Below are 12,899 nucleotides of genomic sequence, written 5' to 3'. Positions count from 1 at the left end.
GCAAGTCCGGCGAACACAATCGCCGGAAGATCGTCTAGGGAAGACGTCAAGCATCACCCGACGCCAACCCGTCAACCATCAACTGAGACTCGACATGCTGGGTCACGGCGTAGCGCAGCCCGTTGATGGTGCTCATCACCACATCGCTGCGGCCCTGCTGGAGGGAGATCCAGATCGCGCCCGTCTCGGCGTAGGTCTGGACCTTGTACGGCTTCTTGCCCGCCTCGGAGCAGCGGCCCTTGTTCTTCTCCAGGGACGCCTCGAAGGTGGTGCCCGCCCCGGTCGCGACATTGAGGCCGCACAGGTCGGTGAAGTCCGAGATCTTCGTCAGCCTGCTGCTCTTGAGCGCGGCGAAGCCCTGGCCGTCATTGATGTAGGTAACGAAGTCGATGGTCCTGCGGCGCTCGTCGGTGACGCCGAAGTTGCCGGTGCCCAGGTCGTACTTGCCGCTGCCCAGCGCGGGCAGGATCGCCTCGAAGCTGGCCACCTCACGCTTCAGCTTCAGGCCGAGCACCTTGGCGGCGGCCTCGGCGAAGTCGATGTCCTGGCCCGCGACGGTCTTGCCGTCCTCTGATCAGCGCGAAGGCGACGGCGTGGCGTGTCCTGCTCATGAGGCGTGGGTCTCCAGGTGCTTCTCGAACGGCAGTGGGCCGATCGACTCCGGATCTGCGGACAGATCGAAGAGCGGGCGGTATCCGGTGGCCAGATAGAGGCCCTTGGCCTCGGGCTGGCGCGGGCCGGTGGTCAGATGGATCCGGGAGTAGCCGCGGTTGGCGGCCTCCCGTTCGAGCGCGCGCAGTACGCGCCGGGCGAGGCCACGGCGGCGGTGCGCGGAGTGCGTCCAGATCCTCTTCAGTTCGGCGGTGCTCGTGTCGTAGCGGCGGTATGCGCCTCCGGCGACCGGCCGGCCCTGCTCCAGGAGCAGCAGGAACGCACCGCCGGGCGGAGCGAACTCCTCGGACGGGTACTGCTCCAGCTCGGTGAGCGTGCTGTCGAAGGTGGAGCCGTACCGACTGCTGTACTCGTACGCCAGCTCAACGAGGAGCGGACGGGCCAGAGGGTCTTCGACCGTGGTCCGGTGTACGGACAGCGCGGAACCACGGCTCGGGGTGAACGTCATGCGTGCCCTTCTTTCGAGCAGGCAGAAGGAACCAGGGTGAGGCGAGGGGAGTGATACGCGATGCTGTGAGGTGAAGGCGCGAAAGCGAGAAATGTCAGAAAACGGCGCGAAGGCGCGCCGACAGAAGAAGCAGCGGGGTCAGCTCAACAGGACGAGGACCACACTCGACCGAAGTCGATGTGGGAGCGCGTGACCAGCCACTGCTGCGAATGCATGAGCTAAGTGGAACAGGCATCCGTTTCTTCGTCAACTGCCGTGAGACTTACGGCTCACAGTCTGGACAGGCTTGACAGTGAGCCGTGCCGACCGCTTAGCCTCGGAGACGGATCGTGCTGAGGGGCTCGGTCCACGTTGCTTTTTCGGTGAAGGCATTCCCGTGTTCGATCTCTGCATCCACGGAGCCTTCGCATGGCTGTGTCCACCGACACCCTCCCCGAATCGTCCGCGGCCCCGCCCGCCAAGACCGACGCCGTATATCCGCGCATCGTGCCCGTACGCCGAACGGGCCAGTGGGCAGCGGCAGTTGTCGTCCTGCTGCTTCTCGCGGGCGCCGTCAGCTCCGTCGTACGCAATGACGCGTTCCAGTGGGGCGTCGTCGGTGACTACTTCACCTCCGCGTCCGTACTGCGCGGCCTCGGCCTCACCCTCTGGCTGACTGCGGTCGTCATGGTGCTGGGCTTCGCCCTCGGCACGCTCCTCGCCGTGATGCGGCTGTCGGCCAACCCCGTTCTGCGCAACGTCAGCTGGGGATACACCTGGCTGCTGCGCTCGACTCCGATCCTCGTGCAGCTGCTGTTCTGGTTCAACATCGGAGCGCTCTACCCGCAGATCCTCGGCGTCAGGACGGTCAACCTGCTCGGCCCGGTCACCATCGCGATCATCGGGCTCACACTCCACGAAGCCGCGTACGCCGCCGAAGTGGTGCGCGGCGGCATCCTCTCCGTCGAACGCGGACAGATCGAGGCCGCCGAATCGCTCGGCCTCGGACGATGGCGCAGGCTTCGCCGGATCGTGCTTCCGCAGGCCATGCGCTCCATCGTGCCGCCGGCCGGGAACATGCTCATCGGCACCCTGAAGGGCACATCGATCGTCAGCGTCATCGCCGTACAGGATCTGCTCTACTCGGTGCAGCTCGTCTACCACCGCACCTACCAGGTCGTCCCGCTGCTGCTCGTCGCCACCATCTGGTACGTCGTGGTGACCTCGCTGCTCAGCGTCGGACAGCACTACGTCGAGAAGTACTACGCGCGCGGCTCGGTGGTTGCGCGATGAGCCGCTCCCTGGTGATCGTCGGGGCCGGTCCGCGGGGGACCGGTCTCCTGGAGCGGCTCGCCGCCAACACCGCCGAGACGTACGGCGACCAGCCCCTGGACATCCATCTCGTCGACCCGCACCCGCCCGGCGGCGGCCGTATATGGCGCGAGGAACAGTCCCCGCTGCTGTGGATGAACTCTATGGCCGAGGACGTCACCATGTTCACCGACGACACGGTGGCGCTGAACGGACCCGTCCTGCCGGGGCCCACCCTCGCCGAGTGGGCGGATCTCGAAGGCCAGAGTTTTCCCAGCAGACAGCAGCAGGGGGAGTATCTGCGCTGGGTGTACGAGAAGGCGGTGGCCGCGCTGCCGCCGTCCGTCACCGTCCATGAGCACCGGGCGCACGCCCTGCGTGTCGACGGACCGCAGGGAGGCCGCCAACAGGTCCGGCTCGAAGGCCGCCCCGAGCCGCTGACCGCCGATCTCGTGGTGCTCACGCTCGGCCACCTCGACGCCGAACTCGACGATGAACAAGAGCAGTTGGCCGACTTCGCACGGCGTCGGCGACTGCTCCATCTGCCGCCGGACTTCACCGCGGACAGTGACCTCGACGGCCTTCCGGCAGGCGAGCCCGTCATCGTCCGCGGCTTCGGACTGGCCTTCATCGATCTGATGGTCCTGCTCACCGAAGGCCGCGGCGGACGGTACGAGAACGGCGAGTATGTGGCATCGGGCCGGGAGCCGGTCCTGTACGTCGGATCGCGGCGCGGTGTCCCCTATCACTCCAAGATCGGCTACGACCCGCAGGGTGAACGGCCCCCGCTGCCACGCTTCTTCGGCCCCGCCCAGGTGGACGCACTCCTCAGCCGTCCCGCCATCGACTTCCGCCGCGACGTGTGGCCCCTGGTCGACAAGGAACTCGGCTACGCCCACTACCACCGGCTCTTCACCGCCCACCCCGAGCGCACCTCGGTCAACTGGCCCGACTTCGAGGAGAAGTACGCGACCGCCGAGCCGGGCAGCCCGGAACTGCACACGCTCGTCGCCGCCTCAGTCCCCGACCCGGCCGACCGTCTCGACCTCGAAGCGCTCGACCATCCGCTCGACGGCGTGCGCTTCGGCTCGTACGACGCACTCCAGGACGGACTGCGCAGCTACATCACCGCCGACCTCGACCGACGCCACGACCCCGCCCACAGCGAGGACCTCGCCGTCTTCCTCGGACTGCTCTCCGTCTACGGGCAGTTGATCCGGCTCGGCGACATCGGCGGCTGGTGGCACGGCTTCTTCAGCTATCTCGCATCCGGTCCGCCCGGGCCTCGGCTGCGCCAGCTGCTCGCCCTGTCCCGCGCAGGCGTCGTCCGCTTCCTCGGCGCGGGCATCACCGTCGAGGCCGACGAGGAACGGGGGATCTTCCGGGCGGGCAGCGCCAGTGTGCCGGGGGAGTGGATCGAGGCCCGGGCGCTGGTCGAGGCGCGGCTGCCCGAGCCCTCGCTGGAGCGCACCCGCAGCCCGCTGCTGCGCGCGCTGTACGCGGACGGCGCGGCAGCGACACCCACCGGACTCCTCTCGGTGGATCCCGAGGACGGCCGGGTGCTCGACCGCGACGGCCGGCCGCATCCACGCCGTTTCGCGCTCGGGCCGCACACCACCGCCCGGGCGGGCGGCGCCTTCACCCGGCCGCGCACGGGCGGACCGGCCTTCCGGCAGAACGACGCCACCGCGCGGGCCGCGCTCGGCTTTCTGCGCGACTTGTCCTGTCGCGCGCAACTGAGCCCTGAGGGCCTGACCCGAGGGGCCTGAGCCGAGGGCTGAGCCCACCCCTTTTTGTACGTACGGATGTGAGGACCCCATGTCGCTGACCAGCGATCCACCTGTCGACAAAGCACCACCACCACCACCCACCGTCGCGGACCCTGAGGACTACGGCACCCTGAAAGTGGTGCCCGTACGCCACCCCTGGCGCTGGGCCGCGGTCGCCGCGACCGCCGTACTCCTCGCGCAGTTCGTGCACGGGCTCGCCTTCATGCGGCTGTCCGCGAGCCCGCTCCTGAAGTCGGTGGCGTTCGCCTACATCTGGGCCTTCCGGTCGATCCCGCTCATCGTGCAGCTGCTCTTCTGGTTCAACCTCGCCTACCTCTACAAGGAGCTGCAGTTCGGCATCCCCTTCGGGCCCGGCTTCTTCTCCTTCGACACCATGGGGCTCGTCGGGGCGATGAGCGCGGCGGTCCTCGGGCTCGCACTGCACCAGGCCGCCTATGCCGCCGAGATCGTGCGCGGTGGCGTACTGGCCGTGGACAGCGGGCAGTTGGAGGCCGCGGCCGCACTCGGCATCCCCAAGCTGCGGCAGGCCCGGCGGATCGTACTGCCGCAGGCGATGCGGTCGATCCTGCCGAACGCAGCCAACGAGGTCATCTCCCTCTTCAAGGGCACCTCGATCGTCTCCGTGATGGCGATCGGCGAGCTCTTCCACCAGGTCCAGGTCATCTACGGCCGCAACGGCAGGGTCGTGCCCCTGCTGATGGTCGCCACCGCCTGGTACATCCTCCTGACCACCGCGCTCTCCGTCCTCCAGCACTACGTCGAACGTCACTACGCCAAGGGGGCCGCGCGATGAGCGCCATGGTCGAAGTCAGGTCCGTGCACAAGAGTTTCGGGACGCTGGAGGTGCTGCGCGGCATCGACCTCGACGTGCGCGCCGCAGAGGTGACCGTCGTCCTCGGACCCTCGGGATCCGGGAAGTCGACCCTGCTGCGGACCATCAACCATCTGGAGAAGGTCGACAGCGGCTGGATCAGCGTCGACGGCACCCTCGTCGGCTACCGGCGCTCCGGCGACAAGCTGTACGAGCTGCGCGAGCGCGAAGTCCTCAAACAGCGCACCCGGATCGGCTTCGTCTTCCAGAACTTCAATCTCTTCCCGCATCTGACCGTGCTGGACAACATCATCGAGGCGCCCGTGTCGGCGCTCGGCAGGCCCAAGACGGAAGCCGTCGCCGCGGCCGGGAAGCTGCTCGCCAGGGTCGGGCTCGCCGACAAGGCGGCCGCCTACCCCAAGCAGCTGTCGGGCGGACAGCAGCAGCGCGTCGCCATCGCCCGCGCGCTCGCCCTCGAACCGAAACTGCTCCTCTTCGACGAGCCCACCTCGGCCCTGGACCCCGAGCTGGTCGGCGAGGTCCTCGATGTCATCAAGGACCTGGCGCGGCAGGGCACAACCATGATCGTCGTCACGCACGAGATCGGCTTCGCCCGTGAGGTCGCCGACACCGTGGTCTTCATGGACGACGGCCGCATCGTCGAACAGGGCACTCCCGGCGACGTACTCGACAAGCCGCAGCACGAGCGCACCCGCGCGTTCCTCTCCAAGGTCCTGTGAACCACCCATGTCTGCAAGGAGTTTCCACGTGAACACCGGCCGCACCTTCGTCACCGCCGTAGCCGCGATCGCCGCCTCCGGTCTGCTCGCCGCCTGCGGAGGCACCAGCGACGCGACCGACACAGTGAAGCCCAAGGGCCAGAAGGGCGCGGGTATCAATATCTCGCCCGACCAGAACCGGATCCGCGGCAAGAAGGCCGACGCGATCGCCGCCAAGGTGCCGGAGGCCATCCGCAAGCGGGGCACTCTGAAGCTCGGCGCCAGCGCCGACGCCTCGCCACCACTCGGCTTCTACGCCACCGACGACAAGACCCGGATCGGCTCCGAGATCGACATCGCCACGCTGGTCGCCGACACCCTCGGGCTCAAGGTCGACTTCGAGGCGGTCTCCTGGGAGAACCTCTTCGTCGGCCTGGACAGCTCCAAGTTCGACGCCGTGTTCTCCAACGTCACGGTGACGGAGGAGCGCAAGGACAAGTACGACTTCGCGACCTATCGACTTGACGATGTGGCCTTCGAGGCGAAGAAGGGCAGCCACTGGCAGGTCAAGGGCCCCAAGGACGTGGCGGGCAAGACCATATCCGTCTCCTCCGGGACCAACCAGGAGAAGATCCTTCTCGACTGGAGCGAGCAGAACGAGAAGGCCGGTCTCAAACCGGTGGACATCAAGTACTTCCAGAAGGACACCGACTACTACCTGGCACTCCAGTCGGGCCGTATCGACGCCCACCTCGGGCCGAATCCGTCGGCCGCCTACCACGTCGCATCGGCGGGCCAGACCGAGATCGTCGGCAAGATCTCCGGCGGCGGAGACCAGGTCCAGGGCAAGATCGCCGCGACCACGAAGAAGGGCAGCGGCCTGGTCGAGGCGTACGCGGCGGCCATCGACCAGATCATCAAGGACGGGTCGTACGCCAAGGTCCTGGGGCGCTGGGGGCTCAGCAGCGAAGCCGTGCCGAAGTCGGAGATCAACCCGCCCGGCCTGCCCCGGCCGAAGAACTGACCGATCCGGAGAGGCCCCCCACCATGTCCCCCACCCGACCCCTTCATCTGGCCGTCGCCCTCGACGGCCCCGCGCGGTACGACGCCGCGTACTACGTCGCACAAGCCCGGCTCGCCGAGCGGGGCGCCCTCGACTTCGTGACCCTGGGCGACTCCTTCGCCCGGCCGGGGCTCGACGCCCTCGCGGTGCTGTCACGGGTCGCCCCCGCCACCCGGCGGATCGGCCTTGTGCCGACCGTGACCACCACCCACACCGAGCCCTTCCATCTGTCCACGGCCGTGGCCACCCTCGACTGGGTGAGCCGCGGCCGGGCCGGCTGGCAGGTCGATGTGTCGAGTACCGAGGCCGAGGCCAGGCTCTTCGGCCGGCGGCCTGCCGCCCCGCCCGACGCCCTGTGGCGGGAGGCGGGCGATGTCGCCGATGTCGCCGCCCGGCTGTGGGACAGCTGGGAGGACGACGCCGAGATCCGCGACACATCGACAGGTCGTTTCATCGATCGCGACAAGCTGCACCATGTCGACTTCCAGGGCGGCACGTTCAGTGTCCGCGGTCCCTCGATCGTCCCCAGGCCACCGCAGGGCCGGCCCGTCACCGTCGTGGACGGCACGGCCGAGTCCGGCAGGGATGCCGCGGCCCAGCACGCCGATGTCGTTCTCGTACGGGCGGGAGCACCGGAATATGCCGCGGAGCTCCGCGACGACATCCGGCGGCGGGCGCAGGCGCACGGCCGTGACCCGGACACGCTACGGGTACTGGTCTCGCTCGTCGTCGACCTCGGCGAGGGGGAGTCGGCGCCTGAGCCCGGACTGGACAGCGGGCCGCGGCTCGCAGGCGGCCCGCACTACAGCGGCGGCCCGGTCGATCTCGCCGAACTGATCACCCAGTGGCACGCGGAGGCGGCGGTGGACGGCTTCCATCTGGCACCCATCGCGCCCCACCGGGACCTGGAGCGGATCGTCAACGGCACGGTCGCGCTGCTCCAGCACCGCAGTCTGTTCCGCACCTTCCATCCGGGCGGCACGCTCCGGGAGCACCTCGGTCTTGCCCGGCCGGCCAACCAGTACGCCCTCGCCGGGGGAACCTCATGACCGCCGAACGGAAGCCCCGCGGCGGGAAGCCGCTCAAGAAACACTGCCATCTCGCCGCCCACTTCCCGGGCGTCAACAACACGACCGTCTGGGCCGACCCGCACTCGAGGAGCCAGATCGACTTCTCGTCCTTCGAGCATCTCGCCCGCACCGCGGAACGCGGCCTGTTCGACTTCTTCTTCCTCGCCGAGGGCCTGCGGCTGCGCGAGCACAAGGGCGAGATCCACGATCTGGACGTCGTCGGCCGCCCCGAGTCGATCACCGTGCTCAACGCGCTCGCCGCCGTCACCGAGCGGCTCGGTCTCGCCGCCACCGTCAACGCCACCTTCAACGAGCCGTACGAACTGGCCCGCCGGCTCGCCTCGCTGGACCATCTCAGCGGCGGACGGGCCGCCTGGAACGTCGTCACCTCGTCCGACGCCTTCACCGGGGAGAACTTCCGGCGCGGGGGCTATCTCGACCGGGCCGACCGATACACCCGTGCCGCCGAGTTCGTCTCCACCGCCCGCGAACTGTGGGACTCCTGGACGCCGGACGGGGTCCCGCGTCCCTTCGCCCATCACGGTCAGCACTTCGCGATCGAGGGCGAGTTCACCGTTCCGCGCTCGCCGCAGGGCCATCCCGTCGTCATCCAGGCGGGCGACTCCGACGAGGGCCGGGAGTTCGCAGCCTCCGCCGCGGACGTCGTCTTTGCCCGCTGGGGGTCCGGGGGTCATCCCCCGGAAAGGCACAGCACGCGGCACGGGACGCTGGAGGCGGGCCGCGCCTTCTACGCCGACGTCAAACAGCGCCTCGCCCGCTACGGCCGCAGCCCGGACGACCTCAAGGTCATGCCCGGCGTCACCTTCGTCCTCGGCGACAGCGACGCCGAGGCGCAGGAGCGGGCCGCGGCCCTCCGCCACCGGCAGGTCTCCCCGCAGAACGCGATCCTCGCCCTGGAACTGGTCTGGGGCCGCGACCTGTCCTCGTACGATCCCGACGGGCCGCTGCCCGACATCGATCCCGACCCGGACTCGGCGCTCGTACAGGGCCGGGTCAGGACCGGCGACCCGTTCGCGATCGCCGCCAAGTGGCGCGCGCTGTCCCAGGCCAAGGGCCTGTCGATCCGGCAGACCGTCATCGAGACGACCAGCAGGCAGTCCTTCATCGGGACCGCGCACTCCGTGGCCGCCGCGATGGACGAGTTCGTCTCGACGGACGCGGCCGACGGCTTCATCCTCGTTCCCCGTCTCACCCCCGGCGGCCTCGACGACTTCGTCGAGCAGGTCGTGCCGCTCCTCCAGGAGCGCGGGGCCTTCCGCACGGAATACACCGGCTCGACGCTGCGCTCGCATCTCGGGCTCGCGGAGCCGGTGTGGAAAGGTTGACCAATGAGCACCGACCCGCAGCAGGACTGGAAGAGCTGGCACGAGCACCGCACCGCGACGGTCTCAGGGCCCTACGGCCCGCTCTCCCTCACCGGCACGCACTGGCTCTCCGACTACCCGGAAGGGCGAATTCCGGCCGTCCCGGGCGAGTGGCGCGAGGACGGCGACGAAGTGGTTCTCGCCGCTGCCGCCGAGGACGGGCTCACCGTCGACGGCAAGCCGCTCACCGGCCGAATCCGGCTCGGCGCGGACCACGCTCCCATCCCCGAGGCCCGGGTCGTGCACGGCGAGCGGCGCCTGGTCGTGCTGCGCCGCGAAGGGCTGTGGGCGGTACGGGACTTCGACCCGGATTCCCCGGCGCGCAAGGCCTTCAAGGGCATCGAGGCGAGTGCGTACGACGCCCGCTGGGCGCTGCCCGGATGCTTCACTCCGTACGAGGAACACCGCAGCGTACGGGTGGAGAACGCCGACGGACGCGAGCGCGGGCTGGGCCTCGGCGGCGAAATCGCCTTCGAACTCGACGGCGAGGAGCGCACCCTGCACGTCGCGGTCGAGGCGGACGGCTCGCTGTGGGCGGTCTTCGCCGACGCCACCAGCGGAAACAGTAGTTATCGCTTCCGCTTTCTGCGGCCCGCGGCACCGGCCGAAGACGGTGCGGTGACCGTCGACTTCAACCGCTCGCTGCTGCCACCGTGCGCCTTCGCCGACCACTTCATCTGCCCCTTCCCGCCGCCCGGCAACACGCTGGCGGTCGGCGTCCCGGCGGGTGAACGGAACCTTCTGGGCGCCTGACCCGTCTTACGGGCGGACACGTACGGCACAGCCCCGGCAGCCACAGAGCTGCCGGGGCCGTGTGGCGTGGGTGCGTGGAGCGGCCGAAAGACGCCCTTGCGCGGGATGTTGACGCACCGAATACTCCCGAACAGCGCTTGTCAGGAGCACGGCTTGTCCGGAAACCGGACAGTTCCCTGTACTTCATGGCTGCGCCTCACGGGCCCCGAACCCCACAACGGGCCCCCGATTCCCCCCTGGAGGAACGACAAGTGAGGATCAAGCGCACCACCCCCCGCAGTGGCATGGCGAGACGTTTGCGTCTGCTCGCCGTCACCACTGGCCTGATCACCGCCGCCGCGCTGGCCGTCCCCGCCGCCAACGCCAACCAGGCACAGACCTTCAGCGCCAACCAGCTCAGCGCCGCGAGCGACGCCGTACTCGACTCCGATGTCGCAGGTACCGCCTGGATCGTCGACAAGGCGACCAACACCCTGGTCGTCACGGCCGACAGCACCGTCTCCCGGGCCGAGATTGCCAAGATCAAGCAGCAGGCCGGGGCCAACGCCGGTGCGATACGCATCGAACGCACCGCCGGCAAGCTCTCCAAGCTCATCTCCGGCGGCGACGCGATCTATGCCACCAGCTGGCGCTGTTCCCTGGGCTTCAACGTCCGCAGCGGCAGCACCTACTACTTCCTGACCGCCGGCCACTGCACCGACGGCAACCCGCCCTGGTACACCAACTCCTCGCACTCCACGAGCATCGGCCCCACGGCCGGATCCAGCTTCCCGGGCAATGACTACGGCATCGTGAGGTACTCCAACACCTCGCTCGCCCACCCGGGCACCGTCGGCAGCCAGGACATCACCAGCGCGGCCAACGCGACCGTCGGCATGTCCGTCTGCCGCCGCGGCTCCACCACGGGCATCCACTGCGGCTCCGTCACCGGCCTGAACGCCACCGTCAACTACGGCGGCGGCGACATCGTCTACGGCATGATCCGCACCAACGTCTGCGCCGAACCGGGCGACAGCGGCGGCTCGCTCTACTCCGGCAGCCGGGCCATCGGCCTGACCTCCGGCGGCAGCGGCAACTGCTCCTCCGGCGGTACGACGTTCTTCCAGCCGGTCACCGAGGCACTCAGCGCCTACGGGGTCAGCGTCTACTGACGCACCACTACTGCAGCCGGCAGCAGTCGAGCCCTCGTCCCTATAAAGGGACGGGGGCTCGACGTCGCGTCTCTGTTTGAGAGGATATGAGGGCGGTCGGGCGTGGAGGGACGGGGGTTGCGGTCAGTGAAACGCATTGGAGTGACCGGCCACAGAGGAATCCCTCCCGAGGCGTACGCCCATATCCGCGCCGCAATGCGCGCCGTGCTGTGCGGCCACGAGGGCTCGATGGAAGCCCTGTCCAGCCTCGCGGCGGGCGCCGACCAGCTGTTCGCCGACATCGCGCTGGCCTGCGGTGCGGAGCTGACCGTGGTGATTCCGAGCGGGGACTACGAGGACGGCTTCACGGCCCCTGGGGAGCTGGCCCGCTTCCAGCACTTCAGGGGGCTGGCCACCCGGGAGGTCCAGCTGGCCTTTCCGTACTCCACCGACGAGGCGTATTACGCGGCCGGCGCCTTCATCGCCGACAACTGCGACCGTCTGCTGGCGGTCTGGGACGGCCGCCCGGCCCGCGGCCTCGGCGGCACGGGCGACATCGTCCGTTACGCGCGAGACCGCGGCAAGCCCGTCACGGTCATCTGGCGCGACGGGCTTGAGCGTCTCTGATTCACAGCGCTGATTCACAGCGTCTCCGACTGAACGGCGTCTCCGACGAAGAACGGCCTCAACTCCGGTGTCTGACAAGCCAGTCCGTGTGCTGCGGGGAGACAATGCGCTCGGTCTCGTACACCGCCGACGGCCACTCCACATCACTCACCGTCGTCTCCATGGCCGTGTGCATCGTCGCCAGGTCCTGCTCGACCAACGAGTGGGCCGCGATGAGGGGTTGATGGCGACGGATCTCGCTCCACGCCAGACACGAGGCCGCCGCTGCCGACAACAGGCCCGCCAGATCGACCGATTCGGCGAGTGAGAAGGTCCTCAGCAGGGCGAAGAAGAGCGCGAGCATCGTGAGCAGTCCGATCGAGGCGGACCACAGAAGCGTGGCGCGGCGGGATATCTCCGTGCGCCGGTGGTACCAATTGCGCTGCTCAATGAGCCGGTCCCGTACATAGGTCTCCTTACGGACGCTGAATGACTTGGCCCGTAATTGCCGCATGGCTGTCGTGATCGGCTCCCCGGCCGCGACCTCCGGCACGCTCGTGCGGGGGTCCTCCCAGCCGACCTTGGTCAGCTCCCTCAGTCCCTCCTCCAGCCTCACGGTGAACAACTCGTCCGCGTCACTGGAGTTGGAGTCGAACGGCGCTCCATGGACCGCGTACCGCCAGCACAGGGACTTGATGAACTCCGCTGCGGAGCGGTTGAGTTGCCAATGCGACTTTGCTCTGCGGCTCGACGAGCGATAGTTGAAGATCAACACCCCGGCGTACGCCAACGCGCTGAGGGCGCCAGAGAGTTGGAAACTGGAGCCCAGCTCGAGCGACGACGGCAGCGCGGCCAGAGCGGCACCCGCCACCAGCAGGAGCAGCTGGTAGCGGGTGGCGCCTACGGCCTCACGCTGGCGCGCGATCGCGACGGAGTCCGTGTGGTGGTAGAGAATCGGCAGATCAGTGTTACGGAAGACCATGCTTTGCAGTGGGCCGGGAAAACCGGTCACGTGCACCCCCGTCTGCAGTTTTGTCTTCACTCTTTAGGCGGAATGGCTTGTTCCGTGCTGTCCTGCGAGAATGCCGCGCAACTCTTTTGTTGCGTATCCATGTGCTGAGTTGCTGCGAGTGGCCATGAGAGTAAAGTCGTGCCGCCTGGC

General features: G+C 68.6%; 12 protein-coding genes and 1 pseudogene. 10 read left to right on the top strand and 3 right to left on the bottom strand.

Going from position 1 to position 12,899, the window contains the following annotated elements:
* Positions 1-46: 46 nt before the first annotated feature.
* Both ABZS64_RS29345 and ABZS64_RS29340 read right to left on the bottom strand, forming a co-directional pair.
* Positions 47-571, bottom strand: a pseudogene (locus ABZS64_RS29345) (transporter substrate-binding domain-containing protein); the annotation flags it as partial.
* A 36-nt stretch (positions 572-607) separates the two neighbouring features.
* Positions 608-1,120, bottom strand: coding sequence for a GNAT family N-acetyltransferase (locus ABZS64_RS29340; RefSeq protein ID WP_355836063.1), 513 nt, complete (start codon positions 1,118-1,120; stop codon positions 608-610).
* A 408-nt stretch (positions 1,121-1,528) separates the two neighbouring features.
* Between ABZS64_RS29340 and ABZS64_RS29335 the strand changes: the two genes are divergently transcribed.
* The 10 genes from ABZS64_RS29335 (at position 1,529) to ABZS64_RS29290 (ending at position 11,758) form a co-directional block, all read left to right on the top strand.
* Complete coding sequence (locus ABZS64_RS29335; RefSeq protein WP_355836060.1) at positions 1,529-2,392, top strand: amino acid ABC transporter permease; 864 nt, start codon at positions 1,529-1,531, stop codon at positions 2,390-2,392.
* Positions 2,389-4,179: an FAD/NAD(P)-binding protein gene (locus tag ABZS64_RS29330; protein ID WP_355836057.1), complete on the top strand. Its 1,791-nt coding sequence runs from the start codon at positions 2,389-2,391 to the stop codon at positions 4,177-4,179. The genes ABZS64_RS29335 and ABZS64_RS29330 overlap by 4 nt, the downstream gene beginning before the upstream one ends.
* Positions 4,180-4,228: 49 nt before the next feature.
* On the top strand, positions 4,229-4,993 hold the full coding sequence (locus tag ABZS64_RS29325; protein WP_355836054.1) for an amino acid ABC transporter permease: 765 nt from the start codon (positions 4,229-4,231) through the stop codon (positions 4,991-4,993).
* A gap of 5 nt (positions 4,994-4,998) precedes the next feature.
* On the top strand, positions 4,999-5,751 hold the full coding sequence (locus ABZS64_RS29320) for an amino acid ABC transporter ATP-binding protein (protein WP_355836084.1): 753 nt from the start codon (positions 4,999-5,001) through the stop codon (positions 5,749-5,751).
* A gap of 28 nt (positions 5,752-5,779) precedes the next feature.
* On the top strand, positions 5,780-6,754 hold the full coding sequence (locus tag ABZS64_RS29315) for an ABC transporter substrate-binding protein (protein WP_355836051.1): 975 nt from the start codon (positions 5,780-5,782) through the stop codon (positions 6,752-6,754).
* Between the two features lie 23 nt (positions 6,755-6,777).
* Entirely contained in the window at positions 6,778-7,842 is a 1,065-nt protein-coding gene (locus tag ABZS64_RS29310) for an LLM class flavin-dependent oxidoreductase (protein WP_355836048.1), read from the top strand.
* Positions 7,839-9,209: an NtaA/DmoA family FMN-dependent monooxygenase gene (locus ABZS64_RS29305; RefSeq protein WP_355836045.1), complete on the top strand. Its 1,371-nt coding sequence runs from the start codon at positions 7,839-7,841 to the stop codon at positions 9,207-9,209. Before ABZS64_RS29310 ends, ABZS64_RS29305 begins: the two co-directional genes overlap by 4 nt.
* A gap of 3 nt (positions 9,210-9,212) precedes the next feature.
* Positions 9,213-10,001 (top strand): DUF1684 domain-containing protein, encoded by a 789-nt coding sequence (locus ABZS64_RS29300; RefSeq protein ID WP_355836042.1) that lies wholly within the window; start codon positions 9,213-9,215, stop codon positions 9,999-10,001.
* Positions 10,002-10,252: 251 nt separating this feature from the next.
* Positions 10,253-11,152, top strand: coding sequence for a S1 family peptidase (locus ABZS64_RS29295; RefSeq protein WP_355836039.1), 900 nt, complete (start codon positions 10,253-10,255; stop codon positions 11,150-11,152).
* Between the two features lie 126 nt (positions 11,153-11,278).
* Positions 11,279-11,758 (top strand): hypothetical protein, encoded by a 480-nt coding sequence (locus ABZS64_RS29290; protein WP_355836036.1) that lies wholly within the window; start codon positions 11,279-11,281, stop codon positions 11,756-11,758.
* Positions 11,759-11,816: 58 nt separating this feature from the next.
* Here the strand turns inward: ABZS64_RS29290 and ABZS64_RS29285 are convergent, their stop codons facing one another.
* The gene (locus ABZS64_RS29285) at positions 11,817-12,719 is read right to left on the bottom strand and encodes a DUF4231 domain-containing protein (RefSeq protein ID WP_355836033.1); all 903 of its coding nucleotides are present in this window, start codon (positions 12,717-12,719) and stop codon (positions 11,817-11,819) included.
* Positions 12,720-12,899 lie beyond the last annotated feature (180 nt).

Origin of the sequence: Streptomyces sp. NPDC005408, from assembly GCF_040606445.1 — a bacterium.
Lineage (GTDB): Bacteria > Actinomycetota > Actinomycetes > Streptomycetales > Streptomycetaceae > Streptomyces.
Note: the sequence above shows the minus strand (reverse complement) of the source record. Positions and strands in the feature narration are given on the sequence as shown.

Coding starts and splice junctions, on each gene's coding strand:
- ABZS64_RS29325 (WP_355836054.1), top strand. CDS start 4,229: ATGTCGCTGACCAGCGATCCACCTGTCGACAAAGCACCACCACCACCA.
- ABZS64_RS29310 (WP_355836048.1), top strand. CDS start 6,778: ATGTCCCCCACCCGACCCCTTCATCTGGCCGTCGCCCTCGACGGCCCC.
- ABZS64_RS29330 (WP_355836057.1), top strand. CDS start 2,389: ATGAGCCGCTCCCTGGTGATCGTCGGGGCCGGTCCGCGGGGGACCGGT.
- ABZS64_RS29285 (WP_355836033.1), bottom strand. CDS start 12,719: ATGGTCTTCCGTAACACTGATCTGCCGATTCTCTACCACCACACGGAC.
- ABZS64_RS29335 (WP_355836060.1), top strand. CDS start 1,529: ATGGCTGTGTCCACCGACACCCTCCCCGAATCGTCCGCGGCCCCGCCC.
- ABZS64_RS29320 (WP_355836084.1), top strand. CDS start 4,999: ATGGTCGAAGTCAGGTCCGTGCACAAGAGTTTCGGGACGCTGGAGGTG.
- ABZS64_RS29300 (WP_355836042.1), top strand. CDS start 9,213: ATGAGCACCGACCCGCAGCAGGACTGGAAGAGCTGGCACGAGCACCGC.
- ABZS64_RS29305 (WP_355836045.1), top strand. CDS start 7,839: ATGACCGCCGAACGGAAGCCCCGCGGCGGGAAGCCGCTCAAGAAACAC.
- ABZS64_RS29340 (WP_355836063.1), bottom strand. CDS start 1,120: ATGACGTTCACCCCGAGCCGTGGTTCCGCGCTGTCCGTACACCGGACC.